Below are 14,098 nucleotides of genomic sequence, written 5' to 3'. Positions count from 1 at the left end.
GGCGACCGCGATACACACCATTCGACTATACGAATTGCCGAACCGAGATGACACCCGACGTGACAGGACGCTCTCCGCGCCGTTCGCGGCGAAACCCTCAGTCACCTGACTTAGCATTCGCGCGCGCGTGTGCGAGGGTTTTATCCGTACCCGACTACTACCGTGAGACAGTCTTTATGAGTCAGGAAAGTGAGTACGGGGCCGGGCAAATCCAGGTCCTCGAAGGGTTACAGGCGGTGCGCAAGCGCCCGGCGATGTACATCGGGTCGACCGACGCGCGGGGGCTCCATCACCTCGTGTTCGAGGTCGTTGACAACTCTATCGACGAGGCGCTCGCCGGCTACTGTGACTCGATTGATGTAACTATCCACGGTGACGGGTCGGTGAGCATCTCCGACGACGGCCGGGGCGTCCCGGTCGACACCCACGAGGAGTACGACAAGCCCGCGGTCGAAGTCATCCTGACGGTCCTCCACGCTGGCGGGAAGTTCGACAACAAGTCCTATCAGGTCTCGGGCGGCCTCCACGGCGTCGGCGTCAGCGTCGTCAACGCGCTGGCCGCCGAGCTCCGGATCGAGGTGAAACGCGACGGCGCGCTCTGGCGACAGGAGTTCGAGCGCGGCGAGCCCGCCGCCCCGCTACAGCGGGTCCGGGATCTCGACCCCGACGAGGGGACCGGCACCACGATCCGGTTCTGGCCCGACGGCGACATCTTCGAGACCACCGAGTTCACCTACTCGACGCTCGAGAGCCGACTGCGCGAACTCGCCTTTCTCAACTCCGGGGTCGAGATCGGCCTCGCCGACGAGCGCGAGGCCGACGGCCAGTCGGACACGTTCAAGTACGACGGCGGCATCCGGGAGTTCGTCGCGTACCTCAACGAGACGAAGTCGCCGCTCCACGACGACGTCATCTACTTCGAGGACGAAGCGCAGGACATCCGGGTCGAGGTGGCGATGCAGGCGACCGACGAGCTCCAGGGGTCGCTCCACGCGTTCGCCAACAACATCAACACCCGCGAGGGCGGCACCCACCTCACCGGATTCAAGACCGCGCTGACGCGGTACGTCAACGACTACGCCGACGAGAACGGACTGCTCGGCGACCTAGACGAGAACCTCAAGGGCGAGGACGTCCGGGAGGGGCTGACCGCGGTCATCTCGATCAAGCATCCCGACCCCCAGTTCGAGGGCCAGACCAAGACCAAACTGGGCAACAGCGAGGTCCGGGGCATCGTCGAGTCGGCGATCCACGAGGGGCTCGCTACGTACTTCGAGGAGAACCCCCGGACCGCCGAGGCGATCGTCTCGAAGGCGGTCGAGGCCGCGAAGGCGCGCAAGGCGGCCAAGAAGGCCGAGGAGCTGACCCGACGGAAGAACGCGCTGGAATCGAGCGCGCTCCCGGGCAAGCTCGCGGACTGTCAGTCCAGAGACCCCAGCGACTCAGAGCTGTTCGTCGTCGAGGGCGACTCGGCGGGCGGATCGGCAAAGCAGGGTCGAAACCGCGAGAATCAGGCCATTCTCCCGCTGAAGGGGAAGATCCTCAACGTCGAGAAACACCGGCTCGATCGCATCCTCGAGAACGACGAGATCCGGTCGCTCATCACCGCGCTCGGGACGGGTATCGGCGACGAGTTCGACATCGAGGAGGCCCGGTACAACCGGATCATCATCATGACCGACGCCGACGTCGACGGCGCCCACATCCGGACGTTGTTGTTGACGCTTCTGTATCGCCACATGAAGCCGCTGATCGAGGCGGGCTACGTGTACGCGGCCCAGCCGCCCCTCTACCGGGTCCGGTATCGCGGCGAGACCTACGACGCGATGACCGAGGCCGAGCGCGACCGGATCGTCGAGGAAGTGTGCGACGGCAATCCCACGCAGGTCCAGCGGTTCAAGGGCCTCGGGGAGATGAACCCCGACCAGCTCTGGGAGACCACGATGAACCCCGAGAACCGCGTCCTCAAGCAGATTACCATCGAGGACGGCGCGGCCGCCGACAAGATGTTCTCGGTGCTGATGGGCGACGCCGTCGAACCGCGAAAGCAGTTCATCAAAGAACACGCAACCGAAGCGGAGTGGGTCGACATATGAGTTCGGAAGTACCCGATCCCGCCGACGTCGGCGCCGCGGAAGTCACGTCGGCCCGGATCGAAGACGAGATGGAGCAGAGTTACATCGACTACGCGATGTCCGTCATCGCGGGGCGTGCGCTCCCCGACGTCCGCGACGGGCTGAAGCCGGTCCACCGCCGGGTCCTCTACGCGATGCACGAGGAGGGGGTCACCAGCGGCTCCAGCCACCGCAAGAGCTCCTCGGTGGTCGGCGACACGATGGGTGACTACCACCCTCACGGCGACTCGGCGATCTACGACACGCTGGTCCGGATGGCACAGGACTTCTCGATGCGGTATCCGCTGGTCGACGGACAGGGGAACTTCGGTTCGATCGACGGCGATCCCGCCGCCGCGATGCGGTACACCGAGGCCCGGATGAGCCCCATCTCCGAGGAGTTGCTCGCCGACATCGAGATGGACACCGTCGACTTCCAGCCCAACTACGACGACCGCCTCCAGGAGCCGGAGGTCCTTCCCTCGGCGTTCCCGAACCTGCTGGTCAACGGGTCGTCGGGCATCGCGGTCGGCATGTCGACGAACGTCCCGCCCCACAACCTCGGGGAAGTGATCGACGCGACCGTCGAGCTCATCGAAGACCCCGACGCGACCGTCGAGGACCTGATGGACCACGTCAAGGGGCCCGACTTCCCGACCGGCGCGAACATCGTCGGCCGGAACGCGGTCCACGCCGCGTACAAGACCGGCCGCGGACGCATCCGGATGCGCGCGGAGTTCGAGGTCGAGGAACGCGAGAACGGGAGCGACCGCATCGTCATCACCGAGCTCCCCTACCAGACCAACAAGGCCCGGATGATCGAGAAGATGGCCGACGCGGTCAACGAGGGGTCCCTGGAGGGCATCCGGGACCTCCGCGACGAGTCCGACCGCGACGGCATCCGAGTCGTCGTCGAACTCAAGCGGAACGCGATGACCGAGGTCGTCAAAAACCAACTGCTCGAGAGCTACCTCGAGAAGACGTTCGGCGTCATCAACCTCGCGCTGGTCGATGGCGAACCCCGGGTCCTCTCGCTGAAAGAGACCCTCGAACACTACCTCGACCACCGCAAGGAGGTCGTGCGCCGGCGGAGCCAGTACGAACTCGACGAGGCCCAGGACCGCGCCCACATCCTCGAAGGCCGGCTCACCGCGCTCGAACACGCAGACGACGTGGTCGAGATCATCCGCGACGCCGAGGACCGCGACGCCGCGAAAGACGGCCTCCAGTCGGCGTACGGCTTCTCGGACGATCAGGTCGATCACATCGTCCGGATGCAACTCGGGAGCCTCACCTCGATGGAGGCCGCCGAGATCGAAGACGAGTACGAGGACGTCCAGGCCCGCATCGAGCGTCTGGAGACCATCCTCGGCGACGAGTCCGAACTGCTCTCGGTCATCGAGGAGGAACTGCTGGAGATCAAAGACCAGTACGCCGACGAGCGGCGGACCTCGTTCATCGACGACGACGAGGAGGTCACCCGCGAGGACCTCATCGCCGAGGAGGACGTGGTCGTGGTCGTGACCGAGCAGGACTACGTCAAGCGGATGCCCGCCGCCCAGTTCGACGCCCAGAACCGCGGCGGCAAGGGGATCATCGGCGCCGACGTGAAGGAGGGCGACCGGGTCTCGAAGGTGTTCCGGGCCAACTCCCACGACTACCTGCTCTGTTTCACCAATCAGGGGCAGGTCTACCGGCTCAAGACCTACGAGATCCCCGAGATGTCCCGGACCGCCCGGGGCAAATCGGCGGTCAACCTCCTCGATCTGGACGACGGCGAGGAGATCACCGCGGTCGTCAACACCGACGAGTTCGAGGACGACGAGTCGATCAGCATGGTGACCCGGGACGGCTACGTCAAGCGGACCGCCGCCGCCGAGTTCGAGAACATCCTCTCGACCGGCATCATCGCCGCGAAACTCGAAGACGGCGACCAGTTGGTCGACGTCGAGGTCACCGACGGCTCGAAGGACCTGCTGTTGGCCACCGCCGACGGGATGGCGATCCGGTTCGACGAGTCGGAGGCTCGCGAGATGGGTCGGAGCGCCCGCGGGGTCCGCGGCGTCGACCTCGAAGGCGATGACGAAGTGGTCGGCATGGTCGCGGCCGACGCTTCGGGACCGTCGGACGGCGACGACCGGGACCTGCTGACGGTGACCGAGCGCGGCTACGGCAAGCGCACGCCCCTCGGCGAGTACCGGCGCCAGTCCCGAAACGGGAAGGGGCTCGTCGACATCAAGACCGGCGGCCGCAACGGACGGGTCACCTCGGTCAAGGCGGTCGGCCCCGACGAGGACCTCGTCATCATGAGCGCCGACGGCCAGATCATGCGGATCCGGGCGGCCGACATCTCCGAGGTCGGCCGGAACACGATGGGCGTGACGGTGATGGAACTCGAAGGCACCGACGCGGTCGCGAGCGTCGACGTGTTAGCCGAGGCCAGCGACGAGGCGAACGCGGACGCCGAGTAGCTACGTTCGGCCCGCTATCTCTGCGACGCCCCAGAGGTCTTCGACCTCGTAGGTCGGATCGACCGACAGTTCGAGGTCGGCGCGGTGGCTGCGCCGGACGAACGCCGAGTCGAGCCCGGCCCGATCGGCGGCCTCGACGTCGCTCTCGCTGTCGCCGACGAACAGCGCCGATTCGGTGTCGAGATCCGCGAGCGCGCGTTCGAGGTAGTGTGGATTTGGCTTCTTGCGCCGGACGCTCTCGACGGTTAGCTCCCGGCCGTAGTACGTGTCGAACAGCTTCTCGAATCCGAAGAACTCCACGACGAACTCGATCGTGAGGTGCTGGTTCGAGCTCACGACACCGAAGTCGTGATCGAGGTCCGCGAGCGCCGCCACGTCGTCGTAGCGGTCGCGCTCGCCCTCGCGGAACTCGGTGCGCTGGGCCGCGGCGGCCCGGCGGTCCCGGGCCTCCCAGAAGGCCGCCCGGTCGAGCCCGTAGTGGTCGCACACGCGCCCGAGCAACTCCGGGGTCACGCCGTACATCACGTCCTCGACGTGGCGCTCGTCGGCGTCGTCGACGCCGACCGCCTCGAAGGCGGTCCGGGCGGCCTCCCGAAGCGTCTCCCGAGACGGGGGTTCGACCAGCACGCCGTCGTTGTCGAAGAGGATCGCGTCGTAGTCGGTCACAGTAGCCGACGCGCGCGAGACACTCTTGAGGCCGTCGGTTTTCGCCAAGCCGGCGGGCAGACGGGGGAAGAAAATCACGCATCGAACAGTGCGTCGCTGGCGCGCACACCAGCAGTGCTCCCGCGAGCGACCGCAGGGAACGGTCGCGTTACAGGATGCGCTTTCCCAGTCCGCTCGCCGCGAGTTCGGTCGCCAACTCCGCGGTCTCGTTGTGCTCGTCGAGGATCGGGTTGACTTCGACGACCTCCATCGAGCGCAACACGCCCTCGGCCTCGTCGCGTTCGGCGACCGTCTCCAGCGCCGAGTGGGCCTCTCGGTATGTGACCCCGCCCCGGACCGGCGTCCCGACCCCCGGCGCCTCCTTCGGGTCGAGCCAGTCGAGGTCGAGGCTGACGTGGATCCCCTCGGTGCCGTCGCTCGCGATATCGAGGGCGTCCTCGGTGACCGGACCGACGCCGCGCTCGTCGATGTCCGACATGGTGAACGCGGTCACGTCGCTGTCGCGGATCTCCTCGCGCTCGGTGTCGTCGAGGCTCCGGAGCCCGACGATAGCGACGTTCTCTTCGGCGAGGGTCGGGACGTTCGCCCACTCGGTGTCCGCGAAGTCGCCGATGCCCAGCGCGGCCGCCAGCGGCATCCCGTGGACGTTGCCGCTCGGGGACGTCGCCGGCGTGTTGAAGTCGCCGTGGGCGTCGAACCACACCGCGCCGAGGTCGGCGTCCCGGCCCGCCCCGCGCATGGTGCCGACCGCGATGGAGTGGTCCCCGCCGAGCACGAGCGGGAACGCGCCGTCGTCGAGTGCGGCCGCGACCTCGTCGGCCAGCCGCGTACAGACGTCGGCGGTCTCCCGGAGGAACTTCGCGGTCCCCTCGCTTGGCTGTTCGGCGTCGGGGTCGCGCTCCTCGGCGTGTGGCACCAGCAGGTCGCCGGTGTCGGTCGTTTCGACGCCCGCCGCCCGGAGTTCGTCGGCCAGTCCCGCGTATCGGATCGCCGAGGGGCCCATGTCGACGCCGCGTCGGTTCGCGCCGAGGTCCATGGGAGTCCCGATCAGCCGCACCTGTCGGCTCATACACGGGCGTTCGGCCGGGTAGTCTAAAGAAGGGTCTGTTTTCGGTTCGGACCGGACCGGAACGGCGGGCGGCGATCGCGAGCCGTCAGGAGACGATCACTTGTACTGGGCACAGACCCGCTCGATGCCCTCCTCGAACCCGATCTCGGGCTCCCAGCCGGTCGCCTCGGCCATCTTGGTGGCGTCGGCCATCGTGTCGTGGACGAACATGTCCTCGGGGATGGGGTTTTCGACGTGTTCGGGTTCGACGTCGGCGTCGAGTTCGTCGGCCAGCAGTTCGACCACTTCGTTCGCGCTGTAGGACTCGCCGGTCCCGAGGTTGTAGATTCCGGTGAGCCGGTGGTCGGCCGCGAGTTCGAGCCCGCGGACGATATCGGAGACGTGCGTGAAATCGCGGGTGTGGCTCCCGTCGCCGTAGATGACCGGCGGTTCGCCGTTCGCGATGTCGTCGGCGAACTGCGCGATGATGTTGGCGTACTCGCCCTTGTGGCCCTCCGAGCCGCCGTAGCCCTGATACACCGAGAAAAACCGCATCCCCGCGACGTCCATGTCGTGGGCGTTCGAAAAGTACTCGCCGTAGCGCTCGCGGGCGAGCTTCGAGGCCTCGTAGCCGGTGTGGGCCTCCACGGCCATGCTCTCGGGCGACGGGTCGGTCCGACTCCCGTAGATCGAGGAGGTCGAGGCGTAGACGACGGTGTCACACCCGTCCCGGCGCGCCTGCTCGACCGCGTTCGCGAACCCCTCGACGTTGACCCGCGCCCCGCGCCGGAGTCCGTCGATGCTGTCCTCGTGCATCGTGAGCGACGACAGCGCCGCGAGGTGAAAGAGCACGTCGACGCCGTCGGTGGGGAGGTCGTCGTCGAGCACGCTCGCGTCGTGGAACTCGACAGACTCGTCGAGGTTCTCGGGGGTTCCGAGATAGCAGTCGTCGACCGCGATCACGTCGTTGTCGGCCGCGAGGTGGTTCGAGAGGTTCGATCCGATGAACCCCGCGCCGCCGGTCACGAGAACGCGATTTCCTTGCATGGTTCGAGAGTCCAGAGCCAGCGCCAAATCGGTGTCGTTCCGTCGTCGATCGGGGGCCGCGGGAAGCACGAGCCCCCTATCCCCGAATTCCGAAAATATCGGGCGCCACCGGCCGTTCGCCGCATTTAAGGAAATCTACCCCCAAGGTTCGGTAATGTCTACTATCGAACTGACCCCGAGCCAGAAGACGATTCTCACCGCCCTCGTCAATCTCCACCGCGACGCCGGCGACGCGGTGAAAGGAGAGGACATCGCCGCGGAGGTCGACCGCAACCCCGGCACCATCCGCAACCAGATGCAGAGCCTCAAAGCGCTCCAGTTGGTCGAGGGCGTCCCCGGGCCGAAGGGCGGCTACAAGCCGACCGCGACCGCGTTCGAGGCCCTCGATGTCCAGCAGATGGACAGCGCCGCGGAGGTACCGCTGGTCCACGACGGCGAACTCATCGAGGAGTCGAACGTCGAGGAGGTCGACCTCACGAGCGTCCACCACCCCGAGCTCTGCCGGGCCGAGATCCACCTTCAGGGGTCGGTTCGTGACTTCGACGAGGGCGACTCGGTTCGCGTGGGTCCGACGCCGCTGTCGAAGCTCGTCGTCGAGGGCACCGTCGACGGCACCGACGACACCAGCAACATCCTCATCCTGAAGATCGACTCGATGGAAGCCCCGTCCGAAGAGCCCGCCCACTGAGTTCGGCCGCCGATATCGGTCTCGCGGCGCCCGCCGGCTCTCACAGATCGGTCTCCGCCTCTCGACGTTCTCTCGTGGTCCCGCGACGCCGGTCGTGTCCGTTCGTCCAGTCGCGTGCTTCGGGTTCGAGCCGTCGGGTTGGCCGCCGTTCGTGGTAGGTACTCTCACTCAACCGCGTGAGGCTTCCAAAGCCTTTGTATCGGAGGACTCCGGAGTTGGCGGTATGACTGAACAGGTCGTCGTGCTCGGCGCGGGGTACGCCGGGGCAGGCGCGATTCAGCGACTCGAAGACGAACTGGACGCCACGGACGCCGAGTTGACCTGGGTCTCCGAGAACGACTACCACCTCGTCCTCCACGAGGCCCACCGTGCCATCCGGGACCCGACCGTCGAGGACGACATCACGATCCCGGTCGGCGAGATCGCCGATCGGTCCACCGAGTTCGTGCAGGCGACGGTCGAAGGGGTCGACACCGAGGCCCAGACGGTCGCGCTCGACGGCGGCGAGGACCTCGACTACGACTACCTCCTCGTCGCGCTCGGGAGCCAGACCGCCTACTACGGCATCCCGGGGATGGAAGAGCACGCGCTCACGCTCAAGAGCCTCGACGACGCGATGGAGATCCACGAGCGAGTCACTCAGGCCGCCGCCGAGGCGTCCCGGAACGACCCGGCGACGATCGTGATCGGCGGCGCCGGACTGTCGGGCATCCAGAGCGCCGGCGAGGTCGCGGAGCTCCGCGACGAGCGGCGCGCGCCCATCGACGTCTACCTCGTCGAGGCGCTCGAAGAGATCATGCCCGGGCAGGACTCCGAGCTTCAGGGCGCGGTCCGAAAGCGCCTCGAAGACGCCGACGTCGAGATCCTGACCGACGACCCGATCACCGAGGCCGACGAGTCGACGATCCACTTCGACGAGGGCGACCCCCTCGATTACGACGTGTTCGTCTGGACCGGCGGCATCACCGGTCAGCAGGCGCTCGACGAGTGCGAACTCGAAAACGAGCACAACCGCGTGACCTGCGAGTCGAACTTCCGGACGAGCGACGACCGGGTGTTCGCCATCGGCGACTCGGCCATCGTCGATCAGGGCGACGGCCCCGCGCCGCCGACCGCCCAGGCCGCCTGGCAGGCCGCCGAGGTCGCCGGCCAGAACGTCGCTCGCGCGATCAACGACCAGCCGCTCGTGACCTGGACCTACGACGACAAGGGGACGCTCGTCTCGGTCGGCGAGAAGGCGATCGCCCACGACGTCGACGTGATCCCGATCCGGACGTTCAACTCCGTGCCCGCGAAGTTCCTCAAGAAGTTCGTCGCCGCCCGGTGGATCGCCGACCTCACCTCGTGGCCTCGCGGTCTGAAGGCCTGGGACTCGCTGTAAGCCGACGGATTTTCTCCGCGATCAGGACCGGCTTCGCTCTTCGAGTATCCGGTCGATGATCCGGCCCGTCGAGAGGAGTTCGCCCTCGTAGGCGGGCTCGCAGGCGCTCGCGCGCCGGACCTCACAATCGAGCCCGCGCCGCGCCAGTTCGTCCGCGATGGCGGCCTCGTCGTGGTGCTGGTCGTGGCCGAGCGCGATCACGTCGGGCGCCAGCTCCTCTATCGGCGCGAAGATGTCCTCGGGGTGGCCGACGATCGCGTCGTCGACCGCCCCGAGCGCCGCCACCACGTCGCGTCGCTGGCGGTTCGCGAGCACCGGCGGCTGTTTGTGCGTGACGTTCTCGCGGCGGGCGACGATGACCGTCAGTCGGTCGCCCATCGCGGCCGCGTCCCGGAGGTAGTGGACGTGTCCGGGGTGGAGCAGATCGAAGGTTCCCTGCGCGATGACGTGAGTCATGGTGAGTCCTGATCGAAGTCGTAGTCGAGTTCGGCGTCGATGTCCGCCTGCGTGAAGTCGAAGAACGATTCGCCTTCGGGGAGCGAAACGTCGAGCACGTCGAGATCGCGGGGCTCGCCCTCCCGACCGAAAGCCGCCCAGTCGTCGTCGCCGTAGGGGTAGCCGATGATGATGTGGACTTTCCCCCGCCCGAAAGTCGCCAGATCGGCGTCGCTGGGCTTGAGCACGCCGTTCGGGTGCGAGTGGACCGATCCGACCGAGTTGAAGTCGTTCGGTACCTGACTGGTCTTGACCGTGGCGCTCACCGGGTTCGACTCGGTGCCGGGGATGACCAGCACGTCGGTGATGACGGTCCCGTCGCGGTCGAGTCCGAGCGAGCGGGCGTCTTCGCCCCTGAGAAACCCCATGTACTCGTGGGGGTGGGCGTCCTCGGACGCCGCCAGAGCGAACTGGAGGGCGTCCTCGGCGATGCCGAGAATCTCGCTCGAACGGAACAGCCGCATGGAGAAAACTCCGGGCGGGCGCGTTCTAAAGGTTGCGAACGGCGCGTCGATCCGTCCGGGCCACTTGCAAACCCTTAAAATCGGGCGAACCGAAACCACCGACAAGAATGACTGCTTCAGATTCCGACGCCGAGGGGGACGCCGTGGTCTACGACCTCGACCCGGCCTGTACCGTCTCGGACGTCGAAACCGGCGGCTACTACGCCGCGACGGTCAACGGCGTGGTCGACTACGGCGTGTTCGTCGACCTCTCCGAGTCGGTCTCCGGACTCGTCCACGAGTCGACCTACGACGGTAGCTACGCGGTCGGCGACGACCTCGTGGTCGAGCTGACCGAGATCCGAGAGAACGGCGACCTGAGCTTCGAGCCCGTCGACCTCGGCGACTGCGAGACGGTCGCGGTCGAACACGACTACGATATCGCCGACATCGACGAACTCGTCGATCGGGTGGGCGACACCGTCCACCTCGAAGGCGAGGTCGTCCAAATAAAACAGACCGGCGGCCCGACCATCTTCCACCTGAGCGACGAGACGGGAGTCATCCCCTGTGCGGCCTTCGAGGAGGCGGGCGTCCGGGCGTACCCCGAGGTCGAGATCGAGGACGTGATCCGGGTGACGGGCGTAGTCGACGAGCGCGAGGACGGCCTCCAGGTCGAGGTCGAGCGCCTCGACGCCCTGACCGACGGGGACGCCGAGGCGGTCGAGGGGCGGCTCGCGGACGCGCTCGACGACCGCGCCGAACCCGAGGAGACCGAACCGCTGGTCGAGTGGCCCGCGCTAACCCAGATGTTCCCGGATCTTCGCGAGGTCGCCGCCCAACTGCGCCGGACCGTCCTCGAGAGCCGGCCGATCCGGGTGCGCCACCACGCCGACGGCGACGGGATGTGCGCCTCGATCCCGGTCCAGTACGCCCTCGAACGGTTCATCGAGGAGACCCACCAAGACCCCGAGGCCAAGCGCCACCTGTTCAAGCGCCTCCCCTCGAAGGCGCCGTTCTACGAGATGGAGGACGTCACCCGCGATCTGAACTTCGCGCTCGAAGACCAGGCCCGCCACGGCCAGAAGCTCCCGCTCCTGTTGATGCTCGACAACGGGAGCACCGCCGAGGACGTGCCGGCCTACGAGAACCTCGCACACTACGACATTCCCATCGTCGTCGTCGACCACCACCACCCCGACCCCGACGCGGTCGAGCCGTTCGTCGACGCCCACGTCAACCCCTACCTCCACGGCGAGGACTACCGCATCACCACCGGGATGATGTGCGTCGAGCTCGCCCGGATGATCTGGCCGCCGATCACCGACGAGCTCCGCCACGTCCCCGCGGTCGCGGGTCTCTGTGACCGGTCGAAAGCCGACGCGATGACCGACTACGTCGCGCTCGCCGAGTCGGAGGGGTACGCGGAGTCGACGCTCCGGGACGTCGGCGAGGCACTCGACTACGCCGCCCACTGGCTGAAGTACGACGCCGGGCGAAACATCATCAACGACGTGTTGAACGTCGGGACCGACGACGAGGAGCGCCACCGCGAGCTCGTCGAGTTCCTCGCGGGGCGGGCCGAATCCGACGTCGACGACCAGCTCAACGCCGCGATGGCCCACGTCGAACACGAGCGCCTCGACAGCGACGCTCACCTCTACCGGATCGACGTGGAGAACCACGCCTACCGGTTCACCTACCCCGCCCCGGGTAAGACCACCGGCGAGATCCACGACCGGAAGGTCCAAGAGACCGGCGAGCCCGTCATCACCATCGGCTACGGCCCGGACTTCGCAGTGCTCCGGAGCGACGGCGTGCGCCTCGACATCCCCGAGATGGTCTCGGAGCTCAACGAGGAGATCGTCGGCGGCGGCGTCTCGGGCGGCGGTCACCTCGTCGTCGGCTCGATCAAGTTCGTGCCCGGCATGCGCGAGGAAGTCCTCGACGCGCTCGTCGAGAAGATGGCCGACGCCGAACTCGATGAAGACCTCCAGAGCACGGTCGTCGGCCACGAGCAGAACGACTAGCGCTCGAACGTCACCTCCCTTCTCGCGAGCAGTATCGCCGCGAGCGCACCGACCGCGACGGCCCCGATCAGCCCGACGGCCGGGGGCTCGCCGCCGGCCGCGCTCGCCGACCAGTCGCGGTCGAAGGCCGCGGCGTAGTAGCCGCCGACCTCCTCACCCCGGAGCACGGCGACGACCTCCCGGTTGTCCCGGGCCGAGTTGTTGTTCCAGTTGAGGCTCCCGACCGCGGCCGCCTCGCCGTCGACGACCACGCCCTTCGCGTGGATCTTCTCGTAGCGGCCCGCCGGACGGGCGAGCCGCGCCTCCAGCGAGAGGTCCGCCGCGGCGGCACGCTCGTTTAACCACTCGACCAGCGCGCGGTTCTCCGACTCGACGTACCACGCGTTGCTCACCAAGAGGCGCACCTCGACCCCGCGGCGGGCCGCCCGGAGCGCGGCCCGCACGAACGGCTGTGCGCGTCCGCCGACCGCGGGCTGTTGGACGCGGATCGACTCGTCGGCCGCGTCGAGCAACGCGACCAGCTCGGACTCGGCGTTGTCGGGCGCGACCAGCACCTCCGTCGATTCGACCCGGACCGACGCCGACGCGATTTCGGCCGGGAACGTCCCGTTCGCGGGAGTCGACGGCTCGAAGCTCCGGCCCTCGCTGAACGCCGACCACGCGATCGCGCCCCGACCGTCGGCGTCGGCTTCGAACACCCTCGCCAGAGCGTCTGCGGCCTCGGGGTTCCGGAGGGTGACGCCCCAGCCCCGACTCGCTCGGCCGCCGGTGCCGGCCGGCTTCCAGTTTTCGGTGAGCACGAGCGCCCGGTCGTCGGCGACCGCGTACTTCGGGTGGTGGAAGTCGTAGCGGGCGGTCGGCCCGCCGACGACTCGGACGTCGACCCCGCGCGCGACCAGCGAGTCGAGGAGTCTGGCCTGCCGACGGGTCATCCCGCCGACCGGCGCGCCGTCGAGCAGGAGTCGAACGTCGACCCCCCGTCGCTCGGCGTCCGCGAGCGCGTCGGCGACCCGCGCCGACCCGAAGGTGTACCCCGCCACGAGGAGTCGATCGTCGGCGTTCCGGAGCGGGTCGAGCGCCGCTTCGGGAGCGTCGGGCAGGACGAACGCGGTCGCGTTCGCGGGCCCGGTGTCGGTCACCCGGAAGTCGGTCGCGCCGAGCGGTTCCCACGCCCAGTCGCCGCCCTCGCGGTGCCAGCGGTCGCCCTCGGGCGCGTCGGGGTACGAGACGGTCGCGACGGTCTCGTTGCCGACCAGCCGGACGGTCTCGCCGCCGTTCGCCAGCGCGAGGTGGCCCGCGAGTCCGACGACTCGCTCGTCGGTCAGATTCCGCGCGACTTCGGGGTCGGTCGAGAGGGCGACGGTACCCGAGAGGGTGCGGTTCGGGAGCCGCGCGCTCGACTCGTCGTCGCGCAGGCGCCACCCCGAGACGTCCGTCGCCGCGGGCATCCGAACGACGACGAACTCCCCGGCGTCGTTGGGCGTCGCGGGGTTCGGATAGACGGCCCGAATCTCCGGGGCGGTAGCGCTCTGGGCGCGAACGGCGTCCGGAGAGACGCTCGCGGTGGCGGCCGGCGGGACGGCACAGATCGCCGGACCGGCGACCGCAAGCACGACGAGGACTGCGAGGATGGACGGGCGCACGGGTCGGGGTGGTCCCGCCTTCGGATTTAAAGCCTCGGGAACCGGTGGATTTTTGCTCGACAGGTTCGGCGG

Annotated in this window: 11 protein-coding genes; 5 read left to right on the top strand and 6 right to left on the bottom strand. The window is 67.9% G+C overall.

What is annotated here, in order from left to right:
• Positions 1-176: 176 nt before the first annotated feature.
• Entirely contained in the window at positions 177-2,096 is a 1,920-nt protein-coding gene (gene gyrB / locus EPY72_RS17670) for a DNA topoisomerase (ATP-hydrolyzing) subunit B (RefSeq protein WP_135807287.1), read from the top strand.
• On the top strand, positions 2,093-4,585 hold the full coding sequence (gene gyrA, locus EPY72_RS17665; protein ID WP_134671980.1) for a DNA gyrase subunit A: 2,493 nt from the start codon (positions 2,093-2,095) through the stop codon (positions 4,583-4,585). Before gyrB ends, gyrA begins: the two co-directional genes overlap by 4 nt.
• Here the strand turns inward: gyrA and EPY72_RS17660 are convergent, their stop codons facing one another.
• The 3 genes from EPY72_RS17660 to EPY72_RS17650 all read right to left on the bottom strand — a co-directional run bounded on the left by EPY72_RS17660 (position 4,586) and on the right by EPY72_RS17650 (position 7,346).
• A complete protein-coding gene (locus EPY72_RS17660; RefSeq protein WP_135807286.1) occupies positions 4,586-5,251 on the bottom strand; it encodes an HAD family hydrolase in 666 nt (221 codons plus the stop codon).
• A 148-nt stretch (positions 5,252-5,399) separates the two neighbouring features.
• Positions 5,400-6,320: an arginase gene (gene rocF, locus EPY72_RS17655; RefSeq protein WP_134671982.1), complete on the bottom strand. Its 921-nt coding sequence runs from the start codon at positions 6,318-6,320 to the stop codon at positions 5,400-5,402.
• Positions 6,321-6,416: 96 nt separating this feature from the next.
• Positions 6,417-7,346, bottom strand: a complete 930-nt coding sequence (locus EPY72_RS17650; protein ID WP_134671983.1) for an NAD-dependent epimerase/dehydratase family protein — start codon at positions 7,344-7,346, stop codon at positions 6,417-6,419.
• A 154-nt stretch (positions 7,347-7,500) separates the two neighbouring features.
• On the opposite strand from EPY72_RS17650, the gene EPY72_RS17645 reads away from it, so the two are divergent.
• Complete coding sequence (locus tag EPY72_RS17645; RefSeq protein ID WP_134671984.1) at positions 7,501-8,034, top strand: Rrf2 family transcriptional regulator; 534 nt, start codon at positions 7,501-7,503, stop codon at positions 8,032-8,034.
• 223 nt (positions 8,035-8,257) lie between these two features.
• Positions 8,258-9,415, top strand: coding sequence for an NAD(P)/FAD-dependent oxidoreductase (locus EPY72_RS17640; RefSeq protein WP_134671985.1), 1,158 nt, complete (start codon positions 8,258-8,260; stop codon positions 9,413-9,415).
• A 21-nt stretch (positions 9,416-9,436) separates the two neighbouring features.
• Here EPY72_RS17640 and EPY72_RS17635 read toward each other — a convergent pair whose 3' ends face one another.
• Positions 9,437-9,871, bottom strand: coding sequence for an FAD synthase family protein (locus EPY72_RS17635; RefSeq protein ID WP_134671986.1), 435 nt, complete (start codon positions 9,869-9,871; stop codon positions 9,437-9,439).
• Positions 9,868-10,374 (bottom strand): Mov34/MPN/PAD-1 family protein, encoded by a 507-nt coding sequence (locus tag EPY72_RS17630; protein WP_135807285.1) that lies wholly within the window; start codon positions 10,372-10,374, stop codon positions 9,868-9,870. Before EPY72_RS17630 ends, EPY72_RS17635 begins: the two co-directional genes overlap by 4 nt.
• Before the next feature lie 107 nt (positions 10,375-10,481).
• On the opposite strand from EPY72_RS17630, the gene EPY72_RS17625 reads away from it, so the two are divergent.
• Positions 10,482-12,383: a Hef-associated nuclease gene (locus EPY72_RS17625; RefSeq protein ID WP_135807284.1), complete on the top strand. Its 1,902-nt coding sequence runs from the start codon at positions 10,482-10,484 to the stop codon at positions 12,381-12,383.
• Here the strand turns inward: EPY72_RS17625 and EPY72_RS17620 are convergent.
• Complete coding sequence (locus EPY72_RS17620; RefSeq protein WP_135807283.1) at positions 12,380-14,026, bottom strand: phospholipase D-like domain-containing protein; 1,647 nt, start codon at positions 14,024-14,026, stop codon at positions 12,380-12,382. The genes EPY72_RS17625 and EPY72_RS17620 overlap by 4 nt on opposite strands.
• Positions 14,027-14,098 lie beyond the last annotated feature (72 nt).

Origin of the sequence: Halorussus marinus (assembly GCF_004765795.1) — an archaeon.
GTDB classification, from domain to species: domain Archaea; phylum Halobacteriota; class Halobacteria; order Halobacteriales; family Haladaptataceae; genus Halorussus; species Halorussus marinus.
This window is presented reverse-complemented; position numbering and strand designations above follow the sequence as displayed.

Excerpts from the sequence above, each read along its gene's own strand:
- EPY72_RS17625 (WP_135807284.1), top strand. The coding sequence starts at position 10,482 with ATGACTGCTTCAGATTCCGACGCCGAGGGGGACGCCGTGGTCTACGAC.
- EPY72_RS17650 (WP_134671983.1), bottom strand. The coding sequence starts at position 7,346 with ATGCAAGGAAATCGCGTTCTCGTGACCGGCGGCGCGGGGTTCATCGGA.
- gyrA (WP_134671980.1), top strand. The coding sequence starts at position 2,093 with ATGAGTTCGGAAGTACCCGATCCCGCCGACGTCGGCGCCGCGGAAGTC.
- gyrB (WP_135807287.1), top strand. The coding sequence starts at position 177 with ATGAGTCAGGAAAGTGAGTACGGGGCCGGGCAAATCCAGGTCCTCGAA.
- EPY72_RS17640 (WP_134671985.1), top strand. The coding sequence starts at position 8,258 with ATGACTGAACAGGTCGTCGTGCTCGGCGCGGGGTACGCCGGGGCAGGC.
- EPY72_RS17635 (WP_134671986.1), bottom strand. The coding sequence starts at position 9,871 with ATGACTCACGTCATCGCGCAGGGAACCTTCGATCTGCTCCACCCCGGA.
- EPY72_RS17630 (WP_135807285.1), bottom strand. The coding sequence starts at position 10,374 with ATGCGGCTGTTCCGTTCGAGCGAGATTCTCGGCATCGCCGAGGACGCC.
- EPY72_RS17645 (WP_134671984.1), top strand. The coding sequence starts at position 7,501 with ATGTCTACTATCGAACTGACCCCGAGCCAGAAGACGATTCTCACCGCC.
- rocF (WP_134671982.1), bottom strand. The coding sequence starts at position 6,320 with ATGAGCCGACAGGTGCGGCTGATCGGGACTCCCATGGACCTCGGCGCG.